24 protein-coding genes and 1 pseudogene are annotated in these 23,805 nt (G+C 75.2%); 17 read left to right on the top strand and 8 right to left on the bottom strand.

The window, feature by feature from the left end:
• Positions 1 to 33 precede the first annotated feature (33 nt).
• The 3 genes from VK501_RS25900 to VK501_RS25890 are packed head-to-tail and all read left to right on the top strand — an operon-like array spanning position 34 to position 3,347.
• Complete coding sequence (locus VK501_RS25900) at positions 34 to 1,740, top strand: Ig-like domain-containing protein (RefSeq protein WP_324342713.1); 1,707 nt, start codon at positions 34 to 36, stop codon at positions 1,738 to 1,740.
• A gap of 15 nt (positions 1,741 to 1,755) precedes the next feature.
• Positions 1,756 to 2,448 carry a GntR family transcriptional regulator gene (locus VK501_RS25895; RefSeq protein ID WP_324342711.1) on the top strand — a complete coding sequence of 231 codons (693 nt, stop codon included), beginning with the start codon at positions 1,756 to 1,758 and terminating at the stop codon, positions 2,446 to 2,448.
• Between the two features lie 53 nt (positions 2,449 to 2,501).
• The gene (locus tag VK501_RS25890; RefSeq protein ID WP_324342710.1) at positions 2,502 to 3,347 is read left to right on the top strand and encodes a hypothetical protein; all 846 of its coding nucleotides are present in this window, start codon (positions 2,502 to 2,504) and stop codon (positions 3,345 to 3,347) included.
• Positions 3,348 to 3,476: 129 nt separating this feature from the next.
• Here the strand turns inward: VK501_RS25890 and VK501_RS25885 are convergent, their stop codons facing one another.
• Positions 3,477 to 5,051 carry an aldehyde dehydrogenase family protein gene (locus tag VK501_RS25885; RefSeq protein ID WP_324342709.1) on the bottom strand — a complete coding sequence of 525 codons (1,575 nt, stop codon included), beginning with the start codon at positions 5,049 to 5,051 and terminating at the stop codon, positions 3,477 to 3,479.
• Positions 5,048 to 6,388, bottom strand: a complete 1,341-nt coding sequence (locus VK501_RS25880; protein ID WP_324342707.1) for a proline dehydrogenase family protein — start codon at positions 6,386 to 6,388, stop codon at positions 5,048 to 5,050. The genes VK501_RS25885 and VK501_RS25880 overlap by 4 nt, the downstream gene beginning before the upstream one ends.
• Positions 6,389 to 6,488: 100 nt before the next feature.
• On the opposite strand from VK501_RS25880, the gene VK501_RS25875 reads away from it, so the two are divergent.
• Both VK501_RS25875 and lepB read left to right on the top strand, forming a co-directional pair.
• The gene (locus VK501_RS25875) at positions 6,489 to 7,649 is read left to right on the top strand and encodes a helix-turn-helix domain-containing protein (RefSeq protein ID WP_324342706.1); all 1,161 of its coding nucleotides are present in this window, start codon (positions 6,489 to 6,491) and stop codon (positions 7,647 to 7,649) included.
• Between the two features lie 23 nt (positions 7,650 to 7,672).
• Positions 7,673 to 8,308, top strand: a complete 636-nt coding sequence (gene lepB, locus VK501_RS25870) for a signal peptidase I (RefSeq protein ID WP_324342705.1) — start codon at positions 7,673 to 7,675, stop codon at positions 8,306 to 8,308.
• Between the two features lies 1 nt (position 8,309).
• Here lepB and VK501_RS25865 read toward each other — a convergent pair whose 3' ends face one another.
• The 4 genes from VK501_RS25865 to VK501_RS25850 form a co-directional block, all read right to left on the bottom strand.
• A complete protein-coding gene (locus tag VK501_RS25865; RefSeq protein ID WP_324342704.1) occupies positions 8,310 to 9,410 on the bottom strand; it encodes a hypothetical protein in 1,101 nt (366 codons plus the stop codon).
• Between the two features lie 11 nt (positions 9,411 to 9,421).
• Positions 9,422 to 9,553 carry a hypothetical protein gene (locus VK501_RS25860; protein ID WP_324342702.1) on the bottom strand — a complete coding sequence of 44 codons (132 nt, stop codon included), beginning with the start codon at positions 9,551 to 9,553 and terminating at the stop codon, positions 9,422 to 9,424.
• Positions 9,554 to 10,057: 504 nt separating this feature from the next.
• Positions 10,058 to 11,329: a hypothetical protein gene (locus tag VK501_RS25855; protein ID WP_324342700.1), complete on the bottom strand. Its 1,272-nt coding sequence runs from the start codon at positions 11,327 to 11,329 to the stop codon at positions 10,058 to 10,060.
• A gap of 86 nt (positions 11,330 to 11,415) precedes the next feature.
• Positions 11,416 to 12,426: a hypothetical protein gene (locus VK501_RS25850; RefSeq protein WP_324342698.1), complete on the bottom strand. Its 1,011-nt coding sequence runs from the start codon at positions 12,424 to 12,426 to the stop codon at positions 11,416 to 11,418.
• A gap of 149 nt (positions 12,427 to 12,575) precedes the next feature.
• Between VK501_RS25850 and VK501_RS25845 the strand changes: the two genes are divergently transcribed.
• The 7 genes from VK501_RS25845 to VK501_RS25815 all read left to right on the top strand — a co-directional run bounded on the left by VK501_RS25845 (position 12,576) and on the right by VK501_RS25815 (position 20,214).
• On the top strand, positions 12,576 to 13,589 hold the full coding sequence (locus VK501_RS25845; protein ID WP_324342696.1) for a sigma-70 family RNA polymerase sigma factor: 1,014 nt from the start codon (positions 12,576 to 12,578) through the stop codon (positions 13,587 to 13,589).
• A 40-nt stretch (positions 13,590 to 13,629) separates the two neighbouring features.
• Positions 13,630 to 14,574: an NADP-dependent oxidoreductase gene (locus VK501_RS25840; protein WP_324342695.1), complete on the top strand. Its 945-nt coding sequence runs from the start codon at positions 13,630 to 13,632 to the stop codon at positions 14,572 to 14,574.
• A 415-nt stretch (positions 14,575 to 14,989) separates the two neighbouring features.
• Positions 14,990 to 15,601 carry a hypothetical protein gene (locus tag VK501_RS25835; protein WP_324342693.1) on the top strand — a complete coding sequence of 204 codons (612 nt, stop codon included), beginning with the start codon at positions 14,990 to 14,992 and terminating at the stop codon, positions 15,599 to 15,601.
• Positions 15,598 to 16,176 (top strand): RNA polymerase sigma factor, encoded by a 579-nt coding sequence (locus tag VK501_RS25830; RefSeq protein ID WP_324342691.1) that lies wholly within the window; start codon positions 15,598 to 15,600, stop codon positions 16,174 to 16,176. Before VK501_RS25835 ends, VK501_RS25830 begins: the two co-directional genes overlap by 4 nt.
• Complete coding sequence (locus VK501_RS25825) at positions 16,163 to 16,885, top strand: hypothetical protein (RefSeq protein WP_324342688.1); 723 nt, start codon at positions 16,163 to 16,165, stop codon at positions 16,883 to 16,885. Before VK501_RS25830 ends, VK501_RS25825 begins: the two co-directional genes overlap by 14 nt.
• 33 nt (positions 16,886 to 16,918) lie before the next feature.
• A complete protein-coding gene (locus tag VK501_RS25820) occupies positions 16,919 to 18,385 on the top strand; it encodes a phosphatidylserine/phosphatidylglycerophosphate/cardiolipin synthase family protein (RefSeq protein WP_324342686.1) in 1,467 nt (488 codons plus the stop codon).
• Between the two features lie 98 nt (positions 18,386 to 18,483).
• Positions 18,484 to 20,214, top strand: coding sequence for a hypothetical protein (locus VK501_RS25815; protein ID WP_324342684.1), 1,731 nt, complete (start codon positions 18,484 to 18,486; stop codon positions 20,212 to 20,214).
• 160 nt (positions 20,215 to 20,374) lie between these two features.
• Here VK501_RS25815 and VK501_RS25810 read toward each other — a convergent pair whose 3' ends face one another.
• Both VK501_RS25810 and VK501_RS25805 read right to left on the bottom strand, forming a co-directional pair.
• Complete coding sequence (locus VK501_RS25810; protein WP_324342682.1) at positions 20,375 to 21,055, bottom strand: type 1 glutamine amidotransferase; 681 nt, start codon at positions 21,053 to 21,055, stop codon at positions 20,375 to 20,377.
• Positions 21,052 to 21,522: a helix-turn-helix domain-containing protein gene (locus VK501_RS25805; RefSeq protein ID WP_324342680.1), complete on the bottom strand. Its 471-nt coding sequence runs from the start codon at positions 21,520 to 21,522 to the stop codon at positions 21,052 to 21,054. Before VK501_RS25805 ends, VK501_RS25810 begins: the two co-directional genes overlap by 4 nt.
• Before the next feature lie 225 nt (positions 21,523 to 21,747).
• Between VK501_RS25805 and rpmG the strand changes: the two genes are divergently transcribed.
• The 5 genes and pseudogenes from rpmG to VK501_RS25780 all read left to right on the top strand — a co-directional run.
• Positions 21,748 to 21,912, top strand: a complete 165-nt coding sequence (gene rpmG / locus VK501_RS25800; RefSeq protein ID WP_037400701.1) for a 50S ribosomal protein L33 — start codon at positions 21,748 to 21,750, stop codon at positions 21,910 to 21,912.
• A 25-nt stretch (positions 21,913 to 21,937) separates the two neighbouring features.
• Entirely contained in the window at positions 21,938 to 22,396 is a 459-nt protein-coding gene (secE, locus tag VK501_RS25795; protein WP_324342677.1) for a preprotein translocase subunit SecE, read from the top strand.
• Between the two features lie 12 nt (positions 22,397 to 22,408).
• Complete coding sequence (gene nusG, locus VK501_RS25790) at positions 22,409 to 22,930, top strand: transcription termination/antitermination protein NusG (protein ID WP_028075794.1); 522 nt, start codon at positions 22,409 to 22,411, stop codon at positions 22,928 to 22,930.
• Between the two features lie 13 nt (positions 22,931 to 22,943).
• Complete coding sequence (rplK, locus tag VK501_RS25785; protein ID WP_324342673.1) at positions 22,944 to 23,366, top strand: 50S ribosomal protein L11; 423 nt, start codon at positions 22,944 to 22,946, stop codon at positions 23,364 to 23,366.
• A 1-nt stretch (position 23,367) separates the two neighbouring features.
• A pseudogene (locus VK501_RS25780) lies at positions 23,368 to 23,805 on the top strand (50S ribosomal protein L1); the annotation flags it as partial.

Genomic DNA, 23,805 nt, shown 5'->3' with positions numbered 1-23,805 from the left:
TTCGGCACTCGCCGGCGACTGGAGCGCCGGCCGATGGTGCACTCCGACAGCATGCGCCCGCTTGCCCTCGTCCGCTGCGTCCTTGCCGTCCTTGCGCTCGGGGTCGTCTCCGTGCCGGTGGCCGGCGCCGCCGAGCCCGGGCTGAACCTGCCCGCGCCGTTCGACGAGCGGCAGCCGAGCGGCTCGTACGTCGCCGGCAGCGGCGCCCAGTGGGCGCGCAACTTCGTCAGCTGGAACGAGCTGGAGCCGGCGCGCGGCCAGTACAACACCAAGGTGCTCGACGCGCTGGCGGCGAGCACGGCCGCGCTGCGCTCCCACGGGCTCAAGCCGCTGTTCACGGTCGTGCTCGCCCCGTCGTGGGCGAGCGGCAGCGCCGACCCGCACGCGCCGCCCGCCGACCCCGCGGACTACGCCCGCTTCCTCGGCCACCTGGCGAGTTACCCGGGGCTGAAGGGCAACGTCGTCGCCTACGAGCTGTGGAACGAGGAGGACTCGCCGGGATGGTGGACGGGCGCGCCCGACGCCGCTGCGTACACGGCGCTGCTCCAGGCCGGCTACCCCGCGGTCAAGGCGGCGGACCCGGCGGCCACCGTGCTCGTCGGCGGGCTCACCGGCAGCGACCACCAGTTCCTCGAGCAGATCTACGCGGCGGGCGGGCAGGGATCGTTCGACGGCGTCGCCGTCCACAGCGACGTCGCCTGCAGCCTGGTCTCGGCCGATCACTACTACCGCGACCTCACCGGGCGCATCAGCCAGTACTCCTTCACCGGCTACCGCGAGGTCCACCAGACGATGGTGGCCCACGGCGACGGCGACAAGGACATTTACATGACCGAGCTCGGCTGGTCGACCTCCAGCCGGGAATGCGACCAGGGCCTGTGGAAGGGCCAGAAGGCCGGCGGCGTCACGGAGGCCAAGCAGGCCGGCTACCTCGCCGAGGCGTACCGCTGCCTGGCCGCCGACCCCTACGTGAAGATGGCCGCGTGGTTCACGGTCATCGACACATCGGCGGCCGACACGCCGAACACGCGCTACGGCCTGCTCCGCAGCAATGGCGCCCAGAAGCCCGCCGCCAAGGCCTTCAAGCAGGTGACCAAGGGCCCGGTCGCCCCGCGGCGCTGCGGCGGCCACGTGGATCTGCTCGCGCCACGGCTGACCGTGACCTCGCCGCGCGAGGGCCAGCAGTTCACCGCGAGCCTGCCGATCACGGTCCGGGGCGTCGACGAGCAGCGGCTCGGGCGCGTCGCGCTGTTCTGCGACGGCGTCAAGATCCGCAACTTCGTTGCCCGGTCGGCGTCCAGCGTCCGGGGCGAGATCGACTGGCAGGGGGCCAAGAAGCTGCCGCTCGGGCCGCACACGGTCACCGCGATCGCGATCGACCACGCCCAGAACCAGACCGTCGCCACCATGAACGTGGTCAAGGTGCAGCCGTCGGCGCTGGCGCCCGTGAAGACCGCGACGACGCTCCGGCGCGGACGTCCGGTCAACGGCGTCACCCCGGTCACCGTGCGCGTCGTGCCGCAGGCCCGGCCGGTCGCGCTGACCGGCAAGGTCACCGTCCTCTACAGCAAGCGCGTCGGCTCGCGCTGGAAGGTCGCGCACAAGTACACCAAGCCGGCGAAGCGGAGCTTCACGTTGCGCATCGCGCTCGAGCCCGGCACCTGGCGAGCCCAGGCGGTCTACGCCAAGAGCGCTCCGTTCCAGGCGTCGCGGTCGCCGGCCCGCCCGGTGCGCGGCTGACGCATACTGGTCGGCATGCGCATCGGCTTCGGCGAACGGGCGGCCGGCGGATCGGCCCGGGACCAGGTCTACCTCGCCCTGCGCGAGTCGATCGTGAGCGCCGAGCTCGAGCCGGGGCGCCGCCTCTCGGAGAACGAGCTGGCCGAGCGCCTGGGCGTGAGCCGCACGCCGGTGCGCGAGGCGCTCGTGCGTCTGCGCGACGAGCGGCTGGTCGCGATCGTCCCGCAGCTCGGGACGTTCGTCACGCTCATCAGCGACGACGGCGTCGCCGACGCGGCGTTCGTGCGCGAGGCGCTGGAGTGCGCGGCGATCCGCCTGGCGACCAGCAGGGCCGGCGACGAGGACCTCGCCGAGCTGCAGGCCAACCTCGTCGCCCAGGATCGCGCCCAGGAGGCCAACGACGCCGACGCGTTCGACCGCCTCGACGACGCGCTGCACCGGCGGCTCTGCGAGCTGTCGGGCCGCGAGATCGCCTGGACGCTGAGCCGCCGCGCCAACGGCCACCTCGACCGCGTGCGCCGCCTCAGCCTCCCCGAGCCCGGCTACCTCGGCGAGATGGTCGCCGAGCACCGCCAGGTCGTCGCCGCGGTCGCCGACCGCGATCCCGACCACGCCGAGGCGACCCTGCGCCACCACCTGCGCATGGTCCTCTCCAGCCTTCCGCACATCCGCGAGCAGCACCCGGACTTCTTCGACGAGACCGAGTAGGGCTCGGGCGGCGCGTGTCAGGCATCCATCGCGGGGACGTACCCTGCCCGCGGATGGCCCGACAGGACCAGCAGCGCAGCCGCCCGGCCTTCGCGGCCAACGCCGCCAACAACGCCAAGGGCGACGACGCGCGGCACCGGCGCTGGGCCCCGGCGCGCGACGCGGCGTGGGCGCTGCTGGACGGCCTGGTCGCCGAGGGCGCGGCCGTCGCCGTGGCCGGCGCGGGCAACGGCGACGACGTGCCGCTGGCGCAGCTGGCCCGCCGTGCGGGGCGGGTGGACCTGATCGACCTCGACCCCGCGGCGCTGCGCGGCGCGTGCCGGCGCGTGGACGCACCGGGCGGCGGCGTGCTGCGGGGCCTCGAGCAGGACGTCACCGGCGGCGCCGCGGACGCCGTAGTCGCGGCCGCGCTCGCCCGGGCGCCCGCGCTCGACCCGGCGCCCCGCGTGCCGCCCGAGCCCGTCGGCGACGGCCCCTACGACGCCGTCGTCTGCGACCTCGTGCTCACCCAGCTGCTCTATCCGGCGCTGCGCGGCGGCGACCTGACCGGGAGCGAGATCGACGCGGTGCTGCTGCGCGACGGCCAGCGGCTCACCGACGGCGTCGTCGCCCGGCTCCACGCGGCCGCGCCGGGCGGGACCGTCGTGATCCTGCACGACATCCTGGGCTGGTGGAAGGGCCACGGGCAGCCGTTCACGCTCGACGAGCTGCTGGCCCGCGGGCGCGACGATCCGGCGCAGGCGCTCGCGCTGGCCCGTCGCGGCTCGCTGCCCTACGGCTGCGACCCCTGGCGTGCCACGCGCGCGGCGGGCGCGCGGGTCGTCGACACGCACCTCTGGCGCTGGCCGTTCGCGCCGGGCGCCGACTACGCGGTCTTCGGCCTGGTCACGCGTCGCTAGGAACGCAGGCCCCTAACCCGCCGCGGGTTTCGCCCCCTGGGCGAAGACCCGCAAGGGAACCTGGCCCTCTGGGCCAGTGTTCCCCTAGCGCGGTCCCCGCCGCCCCGCGCACGTGGTGACGCGTCGCGGTCAGACCACGAGGCCGTGGCGCACGGTGTTCTCGCAGACGGCGCGCGCCTCGACGAACTGCAGCAGGTAGTCCGGCCCGCCGGCCTTGGGGCCGGTGCCCGACAGGCGCCCGCCGCCGAACGGCTGGCGGCCGACCATCGCGCCGGTGATCTCGCGGTTGACGTACAGGTTGCCCACCGGCGTGCGCGCGGCGACCTCCGCGACGGTCTTCGGCGAGCGCGAGAACAGCCCGCCGGTGAGCGCGAAGCGCGACGCCTCGACGCTCGCGCACGCGGCCGCCATGTCCGGCACCGCCTGCAGCGCCAGCACCGGGCCGAAGATCTCGTCCTGGATCACCGGGTGCTCGTCGGGCAGTCCGCAGATGAGCGTCGGCGCGACGTAGAACCCCTCGCCGGGCGGCAGCGCCTCGGAGGCCGCCGCGACGCGCGTCGCGGACGCGGCGCCCTGGGCGGCGTAGCGGCGAACGCGCATCTGGGCCGCGGCGTCGATGACGGCCGGAACGTCGGTGGCGAAGTCCTCCGCCGGCCCGACCCGCAGCGTGCGCACCGCACCCGCGAGCCGGTCGGTCAGCGCGTCGGCCACCGCCTGGTGCACCAGCACGCGCGACGCGGCCGAGCACTTCTGCCCGGCGAAGCCGAACGCGCTGGACAGCAGCGCGGGCACGACCTCGTCGAGGTCGGCGTCGGCGTCGACGATCACCACGTTCTTGCCGCCCATCTCGGCGACCACCTTCTTGATGTGGAACTGGCCCGGGTCCACCTTGGCGGCGCGCTCGAGGATCGACAGGCCCGCGGCGCACGAGCCGGTGAAGACGATCGTGTGGATGCGCGGGTCGGCGACGAGCGCCTTGCCCGCCTCGTCGCCGCCGGGCAGCAGGCTCAGCGCGTCATGCGGCACGCCGGCGGCGTGCAGCGCGTCGACGACGGCCTTGGCGCAGGCCGGCGCCTGCTCGGCGGGCTTGAGCACGACGGCGTTGCCGACCGCCAGCGCGGCGCTGGTCATGCCCGCCGCGATCGCCAGCGGGAAGTTCCACGGCGCGATCACGCCGGTGACGCCGCGCGGGACGTAGCGCATGGTGTTGCGCTCCCCGGGCAGCTGGATCAGCGAGCGGCCGCGGTGCAGCTCCAGCGCGCCGGCCGCGTAGTACTCCAGGAAGTCGATGGCCTCGCACACGTCGCCGTCGGCCTCGGGCCAGGGCTTGCCGCACTCGCGCACGGCCAGCGCGGCGAGCTCCAGCCGGCGGCCGCGCAGCAGGTCGGCGGCGCGGCGCAGCGTGGCGGCGCGGTCCTCGGCGGTGCGCGAGGACCACTCGCGCTGGCCCTCGGTCGCACGCGTCACCGCGGCGTCGACGTGCTCGGCGCTCGCCGCGTGGGCCCAGGCGACCACGCGGTCGGGACGGCTCGGGTCGACCGACGCGAACGCCTCGCCGCGGACCAGCTCGGGCCCGATCAGCAGCGGGACCTCGAGCGGCAGCTGCGCGTCGAGCGCGGCGAGCGCCTGCAGCGCGGCGGCTCGCACCTCGGGGCGGCGCAGCTCGAGCAGCGGCTCGTTGACGAACTCGGCGACGGCGGTCATGGAGCCTCCAGGAGGGTGGTGAGGTCGACGCCCTCGGCCTGGGCGCGCAGGAAGGAGTCGTTGCTGGTGTTCTCCAGCAGGCGGCGGACGAGGTAGGCCATGCCGGCGACTAGGTCGCCGACCGGCGCGTAGCAGCGCGTGCGGCGCCCCGCCGCCAGCAGCGCGGCCAGCGTGTCGTCGCCCAGGCCGCGCAGGACCTGGAACTCGACGTCGCGGCCGCGCGCGTCGGCGTAGGCCGCGGCGTGCGCGATCGACCGCAGGTTGTGCGAGGCGATCGCGGCGCGGATGCCCCGCGCGTCGATGATCCGGCGGCTGAGCGCCTCGAAGTTGCGGTCGCACGCGCGGCGCTCGGAGAAGACCGGCGACGGCCAGCCGTGCTGCACGGCCTCGACGGTCTCGTGGTCCCAGTAGGCGCCCTTGACGAGCCGGATGGTCAGCGGATGGGCGCGCGGGTGCTCGCGCGCCCAGTCCAGCAGCCGGTCGAGGTGCTCGGGCGACTCGGTGAGGTAGGCCTGCAGGACGATGCCGGCCGACGGTCCATCGGCGAACTCGGGCTCGCCCAGCAGGCGCAGCGTCAGCTCGGTGATCGCCTCGCGCGTGTCGAAGGACTCCATGTCGACGTGCAGGTGCGCGCCGGTGTCGCGGGCGACCCGCAGCAGCCGGCGCAGGCGCGGCTCGGCGCCGGCGATGCCGCGCTCCGGGGCGAGCGCGCGCAGCAGCGGCGTGAGCGCCGAGACCTTCACCGACAGGTTGACGCGCGGGATCGGCCCGGCGCCGTCGGCCTCCAGCAGCGGACGCCGATCCCAGCGCTGCGACGCCTCGTGCAGCACGAGCAGGGCGGCCTCGCAGCGCGCGGCGTACGAGTCGGCCTCCTCCTCGGTCACCGTCGCCTCGCCGAGGAGGTCGATGGTGGTCGCCGCGCCCGACCGCCAGAGCTTCTCGACGCCCGGCAGGGCGGCGCGGGCGTCGGCGCCGATGATGAAGCGCTGGGCCATCTGCCGGACGCCGGCCGCGGCGGCGTGGGCGAGCGGGCGCCGGGTCAGCGCGCCGCCGGCCAGCGCGGCCCCGCGGCGGGCCAGCGGCGAGTCCTGCGCCTCGGCCAGCAGCTCGCCGAGGTGGCGCGCGAGGTCGGCCGGATCGGCGCAGGCGGGGCGGACGTCGACGAAGCGGAAGACCGCCGCGCGGAGCTCGGGATCGGCGACCATCGCGCCCATCACCCGGCGCTCGACGGCGGCGCGGGGCGTGTGGCGGGCGCCGGGCATCGCGTCCGCCAGCCGGGCGCCGATCGTCTTGACGGCAGGCTCGAGGTCGTGGGTCGTGTCGGCGTCCATGAGCATTCCCTGATCTTCTTCCCGGCCGGGGCCCGCGGCAGCGTCCTGGAGTCGTGATTGCGGCGCGGTCGCTGCGACATCTGTCGCACCTCGTATCGTCGCGTGCGTGGCCGTCGATCTCCAGGACCTCGTGGACGAGCTGGCCGAGGCGGTGCGACGGCCCGTCGCGCTCGAGGATCGCCGCTGGCGCCTGCTGGCGTTCAGCGCCCACACCGAGCTCCAGGAGGACCGCGTGCGGCAGGCGTCGATCCTCGCGCGGGGCGCGCCGCCCGACGTCGTCGCCTGGCTGGACACCCTCGGCCTGGAGCAGGCCGGCGAGCTGGTCGACACGCCGGCCAACCCCGCGATCGGCATGGGTCCGCGCACGTGTGCGCCCGTGCGCCACGACGGTGTGGTGCTCGGGTTCCTCTGGGTCATCCCCGGCGCCGCGCCGCTGAAGGCGACCGAGCGCCGCGCGCTGGTGGCCGCGGCCGCCGAGGCCGCAGAGACGCTCTGGCAGCTGCGCGCCGGCGGCGGCGAGGCGCACGCGCGGATCGCCGCGCTGCTGGGCGAGCTGCTCGACGATCCCGACCCCGCGCTGCGCGCCCGGGCGGCCGGCGACCTGGCGGCTCGCCAGGGCTGGGCGCGCGGCGCGACGTTCGCGGTCGCCGTCGGCACCTGCGGCGCGACCGATCCCGCCGAGGTCGCCGAGCGCGCCCGGCGGCGCTGGCACGCCGACGACCTCGTCTGGCGCGCGCGGGGCGAGGTGGTGACGGCGATCGCGCACCTGACGCCGGGCCACGACGCGGCCGCGCTGGCGCGGGCGCTGGTCGACGCGGGCGCCACGTTCGCCGCGGCGTCGGCGCCGCTGGCCCAGCTGCCCGCCGCCCGTGAGGCGCTGGGCGGCGCCGGCGATGCGCTGGTGGCGCTGGAGCGCGTGCCCGCGCTGGGGCCCGCCGCGGCGTACGACGAGCTGGGCAGCTGGCCGCTGGTCGCCCGCCTGTGGGACGCGGCGGGCCGGCCGTCGGCGCCCGCGCCGCTGCCGGCGCTGCTGGCGCACCGGTCGGGCGTCGAGCTGGCGCGCGCGCTGGAGGCGGTGCTGGACGCGGGCGGCGACGTCGCGGCGGCCGCAAGCGACCTGCACGTCCACCGCGCGACGCTCTACCGGCGGCTCGAGCGGGCCGAAGAGCTCACCGGCGTGCGGATGGCCGACGGCGACGACCGGTTGCGGGCGCACCTGGCGCTGCGGATGTGGCGCCTGGCGGGTTCGCGGATCCCTGGGAGCTGATCAGCCCCTCCTAGGATGAGGGGATGAACGCGCTGCGCCAGGCTCGCCGGTCCACGGTGTTCGAGACGGTGTTCCTGCTGGCGGTCGCGGTCGGCCTCGCGATCACGCTGCAGGCCTACGCGGTCAAGCCCTACAAGATCCCGAGCGGGTCGATGGAGCCGACGCTGCAGGTCGGCGACCGGGTCCTGGTGGACCGCTTCTCGCACCGCATCCTCGGCGACGAGCCGAAGGTCGGCGACGTGGTCGTGTTCCACCCGCCGCACGGGGCCGACGACGCGGCGTCGCCGCACTGCGGCGCCGCCGGCCAGGGCGAGGGCACGCCGACGCCGTGCTCGCGGCCGACCGCGACGCGCTCCTCGCAGTCGTTCATCAAGCGCGTGGTCGGCGTCGCCGGCGACCGCGTCGCGCTCCAGAACGGCCACGTGATCCGCAACGGCAAGCCGACCAGCGAGCCGTTCGCCGCGCCCTGCGATCCGGGCACCGGCGGCTGCGACTTCCCCAACGCCATCACGGTCCCGCGCGGGTCGGTGTACCTGCTCGGCGACAATCGCGGCAACTCCGACGACAGCCGCTTCTGGGGACCGGTGCCCGACGGGTGGGTCGTCGGGAAGGCGGTGGCGACCTACTGGCCGCCGTCGCGCATCTCCGGCGGCAAGTAGCTCAGCGCAGGCGCACCTGGCCGCGCGTCAGCAGCTTGCCGTAGCGGTGCTGGGCGCGGGTGCCGTACCCGGGCCAGACGTACCAGCGGTAGAGCCCGGCGGCCAGGCGGTGGCGACGGCCGCGGTAGCGCCACGTGGTCTTCAGCGTGTAGTGCGGCTTCGTCGGCCACGCGCTCAGGATCTTGCGTCCGTTGCGGAAGAGCTGCAGGTTGTAGTACTTGGCTCCGCGGCGGGCGCGCCAGCGCAGGGCGCGGCGCGCGGCGTTGGCCTTGGCGTTCGCCGCGGTCGTCGTCGCCAGCGCCTGCGCGGCGGTCGGCACGGTCGCGGTGGCGGTCGCCGAGCTCGCGTTGCCGGCGACGTCGCGGACGCTCACCGTCCAGGTGTAGGCCGTGCCGGCCGCCAGGAGGCCGTCGGCGAGCTCGCGCGTGGCGCCCGGCGCGCCGTCGGCGACGGTGCGCGCGGGTTCGCCGCCGTCGCCGGGCCGGCGGACGACCGTGACCTGCGTGGCGTCGGCGCCGGGGGTCCAGCGGAGCGTCGCGACGCGGGCGGCGAGGGTGACGCCGAGGTCGGAGAGGGCAGGCGCGGTGGCGTCGTAGGCGAACGTGAGGGGCACGGCGGCGCTGGTGTTCCCGGCGACGTCGCGGCACGTGCCGGCCGGCGCGGCGGACGGCCCGTCGGGCCCCGCGTAGGTGAGCGTCGTGCAGGCGGCGATGCCGGACGTGGCGTCGGCGCCCGACCACGAGATCGGCAGCGGGGCCGTGTACCAGGGCGGGGTGTTGGGCGGGCGCGCGGGCACGGCCGTGACGGAGGTCGGCGGGGTCTGGTCGATCTTGATGGCCTTGGTGGTCACCGACGTGGTCTCGTCCACGTTGGCCGCCGAGCACGTCAGCTGGACGCCGGGCGTGTCGTCGGGCAGCTTGGTGGGGTTGCATCCGTCCGACCGCGTGATCGTCCCGCTGAGGATCCACGTGAGGTCGACCGGGCCGCGGAACCAGCCGGCGTCCCCCGCGGCGCCGCCCAAGGTGTAGGTGATGGTCGGCGGCGCGGCCACGGACGGCGGGGCGACGGCGAGCGCCGAGCCCAGCGCGCAGGCGACCAGCATGGCGCGTCCCCTCACGCCCGCGCCCTCTCGCGCACGCGGCTCAGGGTCAGCGCTCCGGCGGCGGCGAGACCCAGGAGGGCGCCTCCGGCGAGGGTGAGGATGACGCGCTGCCGGTCGTCGGCCGGGTGGGGGCGCACGGCCACGGGCGCGAGGAAGGCGAGCGCGCGGCGGACCGGCGCGAGGAGCAGCGGTGGTGAAGACGTGGGGCGTGCGGCGGCGCGCCGGTGAGCGCCGGTGCGCGCGGGAGTCGGCCGCGCGCGCCGCGACGGCGCGGCTGCCACGGTCGTGCTGGCCCCGGCGGACGGCGACCGTCGCGCGGGAGCGGTGGCGGCGGGCGGCGCGGGCGACGCCGTCCGCGGCATGACCCTGGCGGTGGCCTTCGCCGGCGCCGGATCGGGTGCGGGTACCTGGGCCGGGCTCGGATCCGGCCGCAGAGCGTCGGGCGCCTGCGCGACGGCCGGGCCCGCGGTCGTGAGACCGATCGCGAGGCCGGCGATGCATCCTGCCCATCGTTGGCTGATGCTCACCCCGTGCACTCCTGTCCGTGAGTTGCGGCAACGGTACGCCGGTCGGCCCCGAGAGGTCAACGGCGGGAGATCGCCGGCCGCGGCGGCCGCCGGCGATCGCACCGCGTCATCGCTCGGTCGCTACATGACGACGACCGGCCAGCGGAAGCCGGCCAGCGTCTGCAGGGCGTCCTGCTTCGTGCGGTTGTCGTTGCCCGCCGCCGAGTCGGCCGACGAGTCGTTGGACTGGCGCACGCCGCCCTTGGTGCCGACCGCGAGGTTGGTCGGGCACCACTGCGTCGAAGTGGCCGACGACAGCGCGGACTGCGCGTTGGTCGCCAGCTGCCCGATCGCCTGCACGCCGCCCCGGCCGCCGCCGAGCTGCGCGGCGTGCTGGGTCGTCTCGTTCCTGTTGCCGGCCATCGAGTCGGCCTTCGAGCTGTTGCTCTGCGAGACCGGTCCGCCGTAGGCACCCGGGCTCAGGATCGACACCTGGATGGCCGTGTTGGTCGGGTTGGCCTGCGTCGACGTCGCCGTCGAGGTCGCCGACTGGTCGTTGTAGGCGGCCTGGCCGATGCCCTGCACCGTCGGGTACGAAGGATGGCAGCTCTCGCAGCCGTCCTTGGGCTGCGGCTTCATCGGATGACCGTCGCCGCCGGACTGGTCGGCGTCCTGCTTGGTCTCGTTGGCGTTGCCCGCCGTCGAGTCGGCGTCCGAGCTGTTGCTCTGCGACACCGCGCCGGAGCTCGCACCCGGGCTCAGGATCGCGACGCCGATCGCCTGGTTGGTCGCCCCGGACTGGGTCGACGTCGCCGTCGAGTCGGCCTCCTGCTCGTTGTCGGCCTGCTGGCCGATGGCCTGCACGCCACCGCCCGAGCCGCCGCCGGACTGCACGGCGTCCTGCTTGGTGCCGTTGGCGTTGCCGGCCGCGGAATTGGCCGCCGAGTCGTTGCTCTGCGACACCGCGCCGGAGCTCGCACCCGGGCTGAGGATGGCGACGTTGATCGCCTGGTTGGTCGGGTTGCTCTGCGTGGAGGTCGCCGTGGAATCGGCGGTCTGCTCGCTCGCTGCGCCCTGGCCGATGGCCTGGACGCCCCCGCCGCCACCGGCGCCGCCGGACTGCGCGGCGCCCTGGGCGGTGCTGTTGGCGTTGCCGGCCGCCGACTGCGCCGCGGAGCTGTTGCTCTGCGACACCGCGCCGGAGGCCGCGCCCGGGCTGAGGATGGCGACGTTGATCGCCTGGTTGGTCGGGTTGCGCTGCGTGGAGGTGGCCGCCGAGGTGGCGGACTGGCTGCTGATCGCGGCCTGACCGACGTCCTGGTTGGGGACGCCGTCGGCCACGGCGGTGGAGGCGGCCAGGGCGGGCAGCACCGCTGCCGCGCAGGCCGACCACACCATCATGGTCTTGCGCATTTGGTTCGTTCCTTGTCGTGTCGGTGTTGGCTTCAGCGCGCCGCGGACATCCGGCCCATGGCGCGGGTTGGAGCACGACGTCGGAACTAGCCCGGTCGCTCGAGGCGACCTCCGGCACCGGACGGTGCGCGCCGTCGCAGCAGCGCGACGAGCTCGAACGGTCCCGCCGAACCGGTGAGCAGCAGCGCTGCGACGAGGGTGAGGGCAAGCATGGTGCCGCCGCCCGGTCCGCCGCCGAGGCCCGCGGCCGCCGCCGCGACCGGCGAGTCGCCGGGGACGGCAGGCGCGAGCGGCGAGGGGGTCGGGGTGATCTGGGAGGAGCGGACCCGGCGCGCCCCGGCGGCGCGCGTCGCGCCGGGGCGGTGCGCGGCCGGATCCGCGGTGGCGCCCGACGTCGTCGCCGTCACGGGCGCCACGAGGGCGAAGCGCGGCGCCGGCGCGGCGGCGGGCGTGGCCGGGTGGGCCGGCGCGCGATGCGCGCGCGGGCCCGGCGCGACCGGCCGGTGGCGGCGCGCCGCCGGGGTGCGACGAGCGGCCTCGCCACCGGCGCCCGCGACGGCGGGCTGAGGAGTCGCGACCTCGGGGGTCGCGTTCGCCGCTGCAGGCACCGGGGCGAGGTCGGCCGCGGCCGGCACGGCCGGCGCGGTGGGGGAGCCGGACGGCTGCGGCGCGCCCGCGGCGGCGCTGGCCGTCGGGGGCGCCGGCGTGGCCGGCGTGGCGGTGCCGGCCGCGGCCGCGATCGCGGCCTCCGGGACGTGCGGCGCCGATGGCACCGGCGGCGGCGCCGCGACGGCGACCGCGACCGCCGCGTTGACCTGGCTCGCGTTGGCCACCGCGCCCGGGCTGTTGACGATGACCTGCACCGTCACGTTGGTCGGCGACTGCTGCGACGCGGCCGCGGCCGTCCCGCCGTTGGCCGCCGTCGCGGCCGCGGTCCCGGCCGGCGTGCCGCCCGTCTCGGGCACCGCGGTGATCGCCGACGCCGGCACCGTGAGCGGCGGTGCGGACGTGTCGTCCGCGCGCGCAGCGGGAACCACGAGCGCCACGGCCACGAGGGCCGGGAGGGTGCCGCGGAGCAGGCGCGAGAGATGGGACATCCGCACCGTCCCGTGCCACCGAACGCCCGATTCGATCCATGCGCATGGGCCGCGTGGCCGGTATCGCGCATGCATGCGTGGGCCATCCTGGCCGTTCGTCGCGGGCGCGTCGCTTGCCCCGGACGGTGAGCGCCGGGTAGCTTCGGCGCATGGCCCCCGCGGCCACCTCCCGCTCCGAGACGATCGAGGCACATCTCCCGCTCGTGCGTTCGATCGCGCGGCGCTACCTCCGCCACGGCGAGCCGCTGGAGGATCTCGTGCAGGCCGGGACCGTCGGCCTCATCAAGGCCGTCGATCGCTACGACCCGGCGCGCGACGTCGACCTCGCCGCGCTGGCCCGCCCGTCCATCGAGGGCGAGATCCGCCATCACCTGCGCGACGGCGGCGCCGGCCCGCACGTGCCGCGCACCGACCGCGAGCTCGCCGTCCGCGTGCGGGCCGCCGCCTCCGGGCTCACGGCGCGGCTGCACCGGCCGCCGACGCACGCCGAGCTCGCCATGGCGGTCGGCGTCGACCAGCAGCAGGTCGCCCGCGCGCTGCACGCGCACGACGCGGTGCGGCCGGTCGCGCTCGACGACACAGAGGCGGGACGCCGCGCTCCGGCCGCGCAGGCCGACACCGAGGCGGCCGAGGCGCGCGTGCTGCTGGAGGCCGGCTGGGAGATCCTGGACGACCGCGAGCGGCGCCTGCTCGAGCTGCGCTACCGCGAGGACCGCAGCCAGTCGGAGATCGCGCGCGAGCTCGGGCTGTCGCAGGCCCACGTGTCGCGCCTGCTGCGCGCCGCGCTGCAGCGGCTGCGCGCCGCGCTGGATCCGGCGGCGGAGGCCGGCGCGGACGAGCGCGAGCCGGGCGCCGCGACGTCCACGGCCGCCACCCCCGACGGCCGCAGTGGCCGCCTTCTGCTCCGCCTCCCGCGCTCGCTGCACGCCGACCTGGCGAGCGCGGCCGCGCACGACGGCGTCCCACTCAACACGTTCATCGCCGGCACGCTCGCCGCGGCGGTCGGCTGGCAGGACCCCGACGCGCCCGCGCACCCGGCCGCGCCCGCGCCCGCGGCATCCGCCGGCCACGCCCCCCGCCGCCTCCTGCTCGTCAACGCCGTCGTGATCGCCCTCGCGGCGCTCGCCGGCTTCGCGCTGCTCCTGCAGGCCTGGCTCGGCTGAGCCACGTTGGCGGCGGCCCGACCGCGGGCACACCTCCGGGATGCGTGCCATCACGATCGACGCCTTCGGCGACGCCGGCCGGCTCCAGCTCACGGAGCGCCCCGATCCGAAGGTCGGTCCCGACTCGGTCCTGATCGGCGTGCGCTCCGCGGGCGTCAACCCGGTCGACATCGGGATCCGCGAGGGTCACCTGGAGCCGTTCTTCCCGCACCACTTCCCGCTGATCCCCGGCTGGGATGCCGCCGGTGTGGTCGAGGCGGTCGGCCCGGCGGTGGTCGACCTCAAGCCCGGCGACGAGGTGTACGCCTACTGCCGCAAGACCGAGGTGTGCGAGGGCACCTACGCCCAGCGCGTGACGGTCCCGGCCGGCGTGGTCGCCCGCGTGCCGCGCACGATCTCGCTGCTGGAGGCGGGCGCGATCCCGCTCGCCGGCCTCACCGCCTACCAGGCGCTGACCGAGGCGCTGCAGGTCCGCGACGGCGACGTCGTGCTGATCAGCGCCGCGGCCGGCGGGGTCGGGCACTTCGCGGTGCAGATCGCCAAGGCGCTCGGCGCGACGGTCATCGGCACCGCGTCGCCCGGCCACCACGACGCCCTGCGCGCCCTGGGCGCCGACCACGTCTTCGACTACCACGACAACTCGGTCGCCGACCAGGTGCGCGCCACCTACCCGCGCGGCGTCGACGCGGCGCTTGACGCCATCGGCGGCGAGACGCTCACCCAGCTGCGCGAATCGCTGCGCCAGGGCGGCCGCATCGCCTCGCTGATCGACACCGCTCCCGCTGGCGACCGCTCCGACCTGCACGCCCGCTACGTGTTCGTGCGCCCGAGCGCCACCGAGCTCGGGGAGCTCGCCAAGCTCGTGGGCGAGGGGCGCCTGCGCGTCGTGCTGGCCGGGACGTTCGGCCTCGAGCAGGCCGCCGAGGCCCAGCACCGGCTCTCCGGGCACCACGTGCACGGCAAGCTCGTCCTCGAAATCGCGTAGCGCGGAGGGGCGCAGGGCGGCTGCGCGGGGGCGGCGAGACGGATGGCGACTACCCGTTGACGTTCAACGGCTGTTCGCCATCGGCCGTCGAAGCACGGCCGTTCACCTCCGAACGACCCGCCCCCGCGACGCCCGCGGACGACCCCAGGCGCCGGCGCCACCACCCCGACTCGCTGTCGTCGGTGATGCCCGACCACGTGCCGCACCAGCCACCGGTCCGAACGGAGCGCCACGAACGCCCGCGCACCGGGCGCCTGGCCACGGCGGCCCGGGCAAGGACGCCGCCCGCGCGCGCATGAACGGCGCCTTCAAGCTCAAGCGCTGCGAGAAGGGCTTGCACGGGTAGGCCACTGCGCGGGAACCTGCGGCGGGCCGGCGGTGTAAAGGTGGCATCGCGACCGAAACGAGCACCACCATGCCGCTGCGCCACCCCCGCCACGTCCCCGCCGTCCTGATCCTCCTCCTGGTCGCCGCCGCCGCGGCGCTGACCGCGGCGCCCGCGGGCGCCAAGGGCCTCACCGGCGTGTCGGTGTGCGGCGCCGACGGCTGCACCTCGCACTCCGGCGACCCGGGCTCCCTGGCGCCGCTGCTGGACGGCGGGGCGCTCGTCGCCGATCCCGGCCGCGCGCCGTTCGTGCGGATCAAGGAGCACCTGGGCGACGGCGGGAAGACGTTCGGGACCTCGACCCTCATCTACGTGCCGCGCTGGGGCCTGTGGCGCAACGAGGAGGGCAGTTGGCTGCGCCCGTACCCCGACGCCGCGACGCTGCTCAGGCGCCTCACGCGCGACGTGCGGCCGCTGCCGGCCAAGGCGCTGAAGCCGCACAAGACCAGCGGGCCGCCGGTCCCCGAGGCGCGCCCGTGGGTCGCACCCGCGCCGGCCGCGGCGGTGGCAGGCCTGGGCGACGACGGCGGGCCGTCCGGCGTGCTCCTCGCCGCGGCCGGCGCGGCGGTGGCGCTCGCGCTGACCGCCGTCGCGCTGTGGCGCCGCCGGCACGGCGCCTCCGGGAGGCCCGCGATCGGGTGACGGTCGCCGAGACCTCCGAAGCCGATCTCGTCAGCCGGTCGCGCGACGGCGACCGGGACGCCTACGGCCTGCTGGTCGCGCGCCATCAGCAGCTCGCGTTCCGCACGGCCTACGTCATCTGCGGCGACGCAGCCGAGGCGCAGGACGCCGCGCAGGAGGGCTTCCTGAAGACCTACATGTCGCTCGCGCGCTTCCGCGACGGCGCGCCGTTCCGCCCGTGGCTGCTGCGCATCGTGGCCAACGAGGCGCGCAACCGCCGCCGGTCGGCCGGCCGGCGCGAGCACCTTGCCGCCCTGGCCGCCGCCCATCCGGGGGCATGGGAGGCGGGCGCGGGCGCCGACGTCGCCGTGCTGGCCCGCGAGCGCCGCGCCGTGCTGGCCGGCGCCCTGCACCGGCTGAGTCCCGATCACCGCGAGGTGCTCGTGCTGCGCTACCTGCTCGACCTCTCCGAGCAGGAGTGCGCGGCGGTGCTCGGCTGCCGGGTCGGGACCGTCAAGTCCCGCCACGCCCGCGCGCTGCGCCGCCTGCGCGAGGAGTTCGACGACAACTCCGAGGAGCCCGATGCCCGCGCCTGACCTCCCCTACGAGCTCCGCGCCCTCGCTGCGCAGGCCGCCTGGCCGCCGACGCCGGATCTCGCCGCCGCGGTGGCCGCGCGCCTTGCGCGCGAGGCGCCCGCCGCCCATGCTCCCCGCCGGCGCCGCGCGGCACTCCGGCGCGCTCCGCGCCGCCTCGTCGTCGCCCTCGTCGCCGCGCTGCTCGTCGTCCCCGCCGGCGCGCTCGCGCTCCCCGGCCCGCGCCACGCGATCCTCGACGCGCTCGGCCTGCGCCACGTCACGGTCGAGCGCCGCCCGGCGCCGCTGCCGCCGGCCGCGCGCGACCCGCACCTGGGCGAGCGGACCACGCTGGCCCGGGCCGCCGGCGCGGCCGGCTTCGCCCCCCGCGTGCCGGCCGCCCTGGGCCCGCCGGACCGCATCTTCTACCGCGACGGCATCGTCACGCTCGCCTACGACCATCGCCTGCTCTTCGCACAGGCCGCCGGGCGCCTGGACCGCGACGTCCTGAGCAAGGTCATCGCGGTCGACGCCCACGCTCGCTCCGTGCGGGTCGCGGGGGCACCCGGGCTCTTCCTCGCCGCGTCCCACGCCTACCAGTGGCTCGACGCGACCGGGCCGCTCGTCCGCTCCGGGCCGGCGCTGATCTGGGAGCGCGACGGCCGCGTCTTCCGCCTGGAGGGCGAGCGCTCGCTGCGGCGCGCGCTGACCATCGCCGCGTCGGCACGATGAGTGAACCGCGGCCGGCGGGGAACACCACCGACCATGCCGCCCGCACCCGTCGCCCGCGCGGACGCGCTGCTCGGCGCCGCGATCGAGTCCACCATCAAGATCAAGCACCGCCGGCGCCTGCGTCGCCTGGGCCACCGCGGCGTGCTGGACCCGCCGCCCGCGTCGTCGCTCTTCGCCACGGGCGACCCGCCGCCGCGTGACGGCTGCCGCCTCGAGGTGCTCGTCGACGGTGCGACGGCGCTGCCCGCCATCGCCGAGGCCCTGCGCGGCGCGCGCTCGCACGTCCACCTCACGGGCTGGCACCTCGCCGCGCACTTCGAGCTCGTCCGCGGCGAGCACCCGACCGTCATCGGCGCGCTGCTGGCCGAGCTGGCCGAGCGGATCGACGTCCGCGTGATCGTGTGGGCGGGCGCGCCCGTCCCGGTGTTTCACCCGACCCGCAAGGAGGTCGAGGCCGGGGTCGACACGCTCGTGCGGGGGACGAGGATCCAGTGCCGGCGCGACCCGCGCGAGCATCCGGTCCACTGCCACCACGAGAAGACGATCGTCGTCGACGACGAGGTCGCGTTCGTCGGCGGCATCGACCTGACCGACCTGGCCGGCGACCGGTTCGACACGTCTGACCACGAGGCCCGCCGCCGCCTCGGCTGGCACGACGTCGGCACCCGGCTGGAGGGTCCGGCGGTCGCCGACGTCGCCGGCCACTTCGCCATGCGCTGGCGCGAGGTGGCCGGCGAGACGCTGCCGCCCGCGGTCCGGCCCGCGCCGCTGGAGGGCGACGGGACGAGCACCGTGCAGGTCGTCCGCACCGTCGCGGAGGACATGTACGACGCGGTGCCGACGGGCGACTTCCGCATCATGGAGTCCTACGTCCGCGCGATCCGCTCGGCGCAGCGCTTCATCTACTTCGAGAACCAGTTCCTGTGGTCGCCGGAGATCGTCGCGCTGCTGGTCGACAAGCTCGAGCGCCCGCCGTCGCCCGGGTTCCGCCTCGTGGTCCTGCTGCCCGCCAACGCCAACAACGGCCAGGACGACACCCGCGGGCAGCTCGCGGTGCTCGCCGACGCCGATGCCGCCGGCAACCCGCATCTGCTGGCGGCCACCATCCGGTCGCTCAGCGGCCGCCGCGACGACCCGCTCTACGTCCACGCGAAGGTCGGCATCGTCGACGACCGCTGGATGACGGTCGGCTCGGCCAACCTCAACAGCCACTCGCTGCTCAACGACACCGAGATGAACGTCGTCACCGACGACGCGGTCCTGGCCCGGGCGACCCGCGAGCGGCTGTGGTCCGAGCACCTCCAGCTCCCGGCCGCCGCGATCGCCGGCGCCGATCCGGTCGAGCTGATCGACCGCCGCTGGCGCCCGACCGCGATGGAGCAGCTGCGCCGCCGCGAGGCCGGACAGCCGCCCAGCCACCGGCTGATCGCGCTGCCCGGCGTCTCGAAGCGCTCACGGCGGCTGCTGGGCCCGGTGCAGGGGCTCTTCGACGACGGCTGAGGGACCCCGAGCACTCACCTTGCCGCTCTGTCAGCGCCTTCTCGGGATCGGGCGGCGGCGACCTGGGAGCATCGCCGCCGGAGGGCGCCGAGGACACCATGCCCACGCACGACATCCCCGTCATCGAGGGCGAGCGCCCGCTCGAGCGCCCGCGCGGCGCGCGCCGCCCGCGCCGCCGGCGCCTGTCGCCGCCTGCCGCGGTCGACGCCGGTGGGCTCGGCCTCTCCGGCCTGGCGGCCGCCGTGGTGGCCGCCGTCGCCCTGGTGGTCTTCGCGATCCAGGCCCCCGCGCTGGTGCGGGCGCTCTTCCTCAACCCCGACATCGCGTCGATGCCCCACCTCGCGACGCTGCTGGAGGGCGCGCCGGGTGACCGCGTCGTCACGCTGTCCAACGCGCCGGAGTACGAGTCGCTGACGATCCTGCGCGCGACCGCCGGCTGGGGCATCCATCGGCTCCTGTGGCAGGCCCTGCCGTTCGCCATGGCCGGCGCCGGGCTCCTCGTGCTGGCCCGCAGCGTCTGGACGACCTGGGGCCGCTGGGCCGCGGCGACGGCCGTCGCCACCCTCGCCGTCACCAGCGAGGGCCTGCGGATGACGCTGTTCGGGATCAACGCCCATGCCTTCTCGCTGTTCTCGGTGATCGTCCTCGGCGCGGTCCTCGTGGCGTTCGCCCGCCGCCCGCCGCGGTCGGCGGTGACCTGGGTGCTGTCGGGGCTCGCGCTCGTCGCGCTGGTGGCGCCCGGCACGCCCGACCTGCTGCTCCTGCTGACCGGCGTCGCCCCGTTCGCGCTGGCGGGCGTCGCGACCTGGCTGCTGAGCGGCGACGCCACGCACCGGCGGCTGGCCGCCTTCACCGTGATCGTCAGCGGCGCCGCGACGGTCCTCGGACGGCTGTTCGCCGCGCACATGCGCGCCGACGGGATCGCGCCGACGCCGACCTTCGGCGTGCAGTTCGCGACCACCGACCGGTTGCAGCACAACTTCTCGCTGCTCCTCGACGGCCTGGCCTACCTCGGCGGCGCGCACACCTTCGGCGAGAAGGTGACCGTGAGCTCGCTGCTGGGCGTGGTCGCCGGCGGCGCGGTCGTGGCCGGCTTCGTCGCCGGGCTCTGGTTCACGTTCACGCGCCTGCACGCCTATGCCGGTGACCGCCGGCTCGCCCGCCGGGAGCGCCCCGAGCGGATCGCGTTCATCGTGTTCTGGGGGGCGGCGCTCGGCTTGTCGGTCGCCTCGTACCTGGCCAGCGACCTGCCGCAGGGCCCGGGGACCGGGCGCTACCTCGTCCCGGCGTTCTACGCGGTCGCGGTGCTGCTGCCCGCCCTCGCAGTCGGCTCACGGCGGGCGCGCGCGTACGTCGCCGCGGGCGTGCTGGCGTTCGGCGTCGTCGTGCTGGGCACCCACGTCGTCGAGGGCCCCGAGGAGTTCGGCGGCGGCCCGACGGCGGCGGAGGTCTCGGCCGTGCACGCGTTCGTCCAGCGCAACGGCGCGAGCGTCGGCTACGCGGGCTACCAGGACGCCGAGGTCCTCACGTGGGGCACGCGCGCGGCGCTGCAGGTGTTCCCGGTCTATGCCGGCTTCGGCTGCCCGATGGAGTCGTGCCGCTTTCCGATCATGACCGTCTCGTCGTGGTACCGGGAGCGGCCGGGCACTCGGTCGTTCGTCGTGGAGCATCCGCCCGCGAGCTTCACGCAGCTCGACATGCTGCCGCGAGGCACGGGCAAGCCGGTCGCAGCCGGGCAGTTCGGGCGCCTGACCGTCTACGTCTTCGACCACGACGTCGCGCGCGACCTCGAGGCCGCGCCCGCGCCCGCGCAGCCGGCGGCGCCGTAGGAGCGTGGGTCCCTACTGGACCGCGGGTACGAGCCCCTGGGCGAGTACCCGCAGCGAAACGAGCCCCCTGGGCGAGGCTTCGCCTAGGACGCCGCCGACCGCGGAGACGGCGTGGGGCGAAGTCCGCGCCGCGAGGCGACGTACCCGGCGCCCCGCCGCGTCAACCGAGGATCGGGGCGCGCACGGTGGCGAGGAACGCGTCGAACAGCGCGAACGCCCGCACCCGTGCGCCGGCCGCGTGCTCGTCGCTTCCGGCCAGGACCGCGGCGACCGTCGTCTGCGCGCCCCTGACCGAGTCGGGGAAGCTGCGCGCCCAGTCGGCGGCGATCGCCGGCGTGACCTCGGGATGGAACTGCACGCCGAGGTGGGGGCCGGCGCGGAACGCCTGCGGGCCGACCGGCGAGCGCGCGAGCAGGTCGGCGCCCGGCGGCAGCGTGAACGCATCGCGGTGCCACTGCAGCCACGGGCCCGGCGGCACGGTCTCGGGCGCGAGCGTCTCGACGCCGAGCCAGCCGACCTCCGGCCGGGCGGCCGGCGCCACCGTCCCGCCGAGCGCACGCGCGAGGTGCTGGGCGCCGAAGCAGATGCCGAGCACGGGCACGCCCACCGCCAGCGCGCGGTCCAGCGCGGTGCGCTCGGCGGCCAGCCACGGCACCGCGTCGTCGTAGGCCGAGGCCTCGGAGCCGAGCGAGACCAGGAAGGGCCGGTCCGCGGGATCCGGGATCGGAGCACCGGCGCGCACGACCTCGATCGGCACGTCGCGCGTGTCGGCCCACTCGGCCAGCAGCGCGGCCGGCGTGTCGGCCTCGTGCTCGAGGACGAGCGCGGCGCGTTCGTTCATGCGGCGGCGGGCATGCGCGCCCCGCCGGGGCCCGCGACGGTCTCGACGTCGCGCAGCTCCAGCGCCGCGCCGCACTTGGTGCACACGCGGCGATCGTCCAGCTCGCCGCCGCAGCCGCGGTGCAGCAGCAGCATCGGCGGCCCGGCCTCCGAGGTGAGGTGCTTGTCGCCGAACTGCAGCAGCGCGACGATCGCCGGCCACAGGTCGCGCCCCATGTCGGTCAGCCGGTACTCGTGGCGCAGCGGGCGCTCCTGGTAGGGCACCTTCGTCAGCACGCCGGCCTCGACCAGGCGCTCCAGCCGGTCCTGCAGCACGTTGCGCGCGACGCCGAGGCGGTCGGCGAAGTCGCCGAAGCGCCGCACGCCGAGGAACGCGTCGCGAACGATCAGCAGCGTCCAGCGCTCGCCCACCAGCTCGAGGGTGCGAGCGACCGAGCAGCGCTGCGACTCATAGGTCCGACCGAGCATCGACGCCATGCTAGCGCCACTCGATTGCGTCACGCTACCCACGATCGCGCTCGAGGACGCGACTCGACCCTGCCGCATCGGCTCGAGCCTGAGCCACGAGCCTCCGTCGGAGGCGCAACCGCGCTATCCTGCGAAGTCGACTCGCTCCGGGGCGAGTCGTTTCTTTGCCCCGGGTCAAGCAGTCGATACCCACTTCCTCAGTACATCCTCGACGGGAGCCGGCCCATGGCCCGCGGAGACGTGCGCATCGCAGTGACCCTCGCATGCGAGGACTGCAAGCGCCGCAACTACCAGACGAACAAGAGCAAGCGGAACACGCCGGATCGCATCACCCTCCGGAAGTTCTGCAAGTGGTGCCGGTGCCACACCAGCCACCGGGAGACCCGCTAGGTCCCCACCGAGCGGCACGCCCCTCATGGCCCCTGATCGAAAGAACCCCGGCCCCGAGCCGACCGAACCGCACCGGGAGAACGTCCCGGGCGAGCTCGACCACGCCTCGGGCGAGGTCGAGGAGTTCGAGGCCGGTCTGGTCAGCGGCGCCGACGGCACGCCGGACGGCACCACCACCGACGCGGAGCTCGAGCGTGCGGCGACCGAAGCGGTCGGCGACCTCGACGACGACGGTGACGTCGACGAGGAGGACCGGGCGATCGCTCGCCGCGGCGGGCGCGAGCCGGCCAAGTCCGGTGGCGGCGGCCCGCGGTTCTTCGTCTTCCTCAAGGCCAGCTGGGCCGAGCTGCAGCGGGTCCAGTGGCCCGATCGCCGTCAGGTCGCGCAGGCCACGGCCGTCGTCGTGGGCTTCGTCATCGTCGCCGGCGCCTACCTCGGTCTCGCCGACTGGGTCGCCCAAAAAGTCGTCGACGTCATCCTCTAGTACGGAAACTTCATGTATCGCTGGTACGTCGTCAACACATACTCCGGGCACGAGAACAAGGTCAAGTCCAACCTCGAGCACCGCGCGAGCTCCCTCGGGCAGCGTCGCGCGATCCGCTCCGTGGTGGTCCCGACCGAGACGGTCTCGGAGATGAAGGACGGGCAGAAGGTCTCGCAGGAGAAGCGGACCATGCCCGGGTACGTGCTGGTCAACATGGACCTCAACGAGGATTCGTGGCAGCTCGTCAAGGGCACGCCCGGCGTCACCGGCTTCGTCGGTGCCTCCAACGAGCCCGTTCCGCTCACCCAGCCCGAGGTCGACCGCCTGCTGCACCGCGAGGTCGCGCAGAAGGTCGCCACGAAGGCGCAGTTCTCGATCGGCGAATCCGTCAAGGTGATCTCGGGCCCGTTGTCCGACTTCTCCGGCGAGATCTCGGAGATCAACCAGGACGCGCAGAAGCTGAAGGTGCTGGTATCCATTTTCGGTCGAGAGACGCCCGTCGAGGTGGGCTTCGACCAGGTCAAGAAGATCTAGAAGGCATAACCGTATGGCCAAGAAGGTCCTCACCCAGATCAAGCTGCAAGCCGTCGGCGGACAGGCGAGCCCCGCTCCGCCGGTCGGTCCTGCGCTCGGTCAGCACGGCATCAACATCATGGAGTTCTGCAAGGCGTTCAACGCCCAGACCCAGCAGGACTCCGGCACGATCATCCCGGTCGTGATCACGGTCTACGAGGACCGTTCGTTCACGTTCGTGACCAAGACGCCGCCCGCCGCGGTGCTCATCAAGCAGGCCATCGGCCTGGAGAAGGGCTCCGGCGAGCCGCATCGCGACAAGGTCGGCAAGATCACCAAGGACCAGATCCGGGCGATCGCCGAGAAGAAGCTTGGGGACCTGAACGCGCACGACGTGGATCAGGCCAGCAAGATCATCGAGGGCACAGCCCGCAGCATGGGTGTGGAGGTCGTCTGACATGGGCAAGCACGGCAAGAACTACGTCGAGGTCAAGGCCAAGGTCGACCGCGAGCATGAGTACCTGCCCGCCGAGGCCATCAAGATGGTCCGCGACCTCAAGCGCGCGAAGTTCGACGAGTCCGTCGAGGTCCACATCCGCACCGGCCTGAACGTCCGCCACGCCGACGAGCAGCTGCGCGGCACCATCGCGCTGCCCAACGGCCTCGGCAAGGACGTCAAGATCGCCGTCTTCGCCAAGGGCGACAAGGCCCGTGAGGCCGAGGAGGCCGGCGCGGACATCGTCGGCGCCGACGATCTCGCCAAGAAGATCGAAGAGGGCTTCACCGACTTCGACGTCGCCATCGCGACGCCCGACATGATGCCCGTGGTCGGCCGTCTCGGCCGCATCCTGGGCCCGCAGGGCAAGATGCCGAACCCCAAGGTCGGCACGGTCACG

It is taken from the genome of Baekduia sp., from assembly GCF_035318805.1.
Lineage (GTDB): Bacteria > Actinomycetota > Thermoleophilia > Solirubrobacterales > Solirubrobacteraceae > Baekduia.
This window is presented reverse-complemented; position numbering and strand designations above follow the sequence as displayed.

Excerpts from the sequence above, each read along its gene's own strand:
- VK501_RS25900 (WP_324342713.1), top strand. The coding sequence starts at position 34 with ATGGTGCACTCCGACAGCATGCGCCCGCTTGCCCTCGTCCGCTGCGTC.
- VK501_RS25895 (WP_324342711.1), top strand. The coding sequence starts at position 1,756 with ATGCGCATCGGCTTCGGCGAACGGGCGGCCGGCGGATCGGCCCGGGAC.
- VK501_RS25890 (WP_324342710.1), top strand. The coding sequence starts at position 2,502 with ATGGCCCGACAGGACCAGCAGCGCAGCCGCCCGGCCTTCGCGGCCAAC.
- VK501_RS25885 (WP_324342709.1), bottom strand. The coding sequence starts at position 5,051 with ATGACCGCCGTCGCCGAGTTCGTCAACGAGCCGCTGCTCGAGCTGCGC.
- VK501_RS25880 (WP_324342707.1), bottom strand. The coding sequence starts at position 6,388 with ATGCTCATGGACGCCGACACGACCCACGACCTCGAGCCTGCCGTCAAG.
- lepB (WP_324342705.1), top strand. The coding sequence starts at position 7,673 with ATGAACGCGCTGCGCCAGGCTCGCCGGTCCACGGTGTTCGAGACGGTG.
- VK501_RS25865 (WP_324342704.1), bottom strand. The coding sequence starts at position 9,410 with ATGCTGGTCGCCTGCGCGCTGGGCTCGGCGCTCGCCGTCGCCCCGCCG.
- VK501_RS25855 (WP_324342700.1), bottom strand. The coding sequence starts at position 11,329 with ATGCGCAAGACCATGATGGTGTGGTCGGCCTGCGCGGCAGCGGTGCTG.
- VK501_RS25850 (WP_324342698.1), bottom strand. The coding sequence starts at position 12,426 with ATGTCCCATCTCTCGCGCCTGCTCCGCGGCACCCTCCCGGCCCTCGTG.
- VK501_RS25845 (WP_324342696.1), top strand. The coding sequence starts at position 12,576 with ATGGCCCCCGCGGCCACCTCCCGCTCCGAGACGATCGAGGCACATCTC.
- VK501_RS25840 (WP_324342695.1), top strand. The coding sequence starts at position 13,630 with ATGCGTGCCATCACGATCGACGCCTTCGGCGACGCCGGCCGGCTCCAG.
- VK501_RS25835 (WP_324342693.1), top strand. The coding sequence starts at position 14,990 with ATGCCGCTGCGCCACCCCCGCCACGTCCCCGCCGTCCTGATCCTCCTC.
- VK501_RS25825 (WP_324342688.1), top strand. The coding sequence starts at position 16,163 with ATGCCCGCGCCTGACCTCCCCTACGAGCTCCGCGCCCTCGCTGCGCAG.
- VK501_RS25820 (WP_324342686.1), top strand. The coding sequence starts at position 16,919 with ATGCCGCCCGCACCCGTCGCCCGCGCGGACGCGCTGCTCGGCGCCGCG.
- VK501_RS25815 (WP_324342684.1), top strand. The coding sequence starts at position 18,484 with ATGCCCACGCACGACATCCCCGTCATCGAGGGCGAGCGCCCGCTCGAG.
- VK501_RS25810 (WP_324342682.1), bottom strand. The coding sequence starts at position 21,055 with ATGAACGAACGCGCCGCGCTCGTCCTCGAGCACGAGGCCGACACGCCG.
- VK501_RS25805 (WP_324342680.1), bottom strand. The coding sequence starts at position 21,522 with ATGCTCGGTCGGACCTATGAGTCGCAGCGCTGCTCGGTCGCTCGCACC.
- rpmG (WP_037400701.1), top strand. The coding sequence starts at position 21,748 with ATGGCCCGCGGAGACGTGCGCATCGCAGTGACCCTCGCATGCGAGGAC.
- secE (WP_324342677.1), top strand. The coding sequence starts at position 21,938 with ATGGCCCCTGATCGAAAGAACCCCGGCCCCGAGCCGACCGAACCGCAC.
- nusG (WP_028075794.1), top strand. The coding sequence starts at position 22,409 with ATGTATCGCTGGTACGTCGTCAACACATACTCCGGGCACGAGAACAAG.
- rplK (WP_324342673.1), top strand. The coding sequence starts at position 22,944 with ATGGCCAAGAAGGTCCTCACCCAGATCAAGCTGCAAGCCGTCGGCGGA.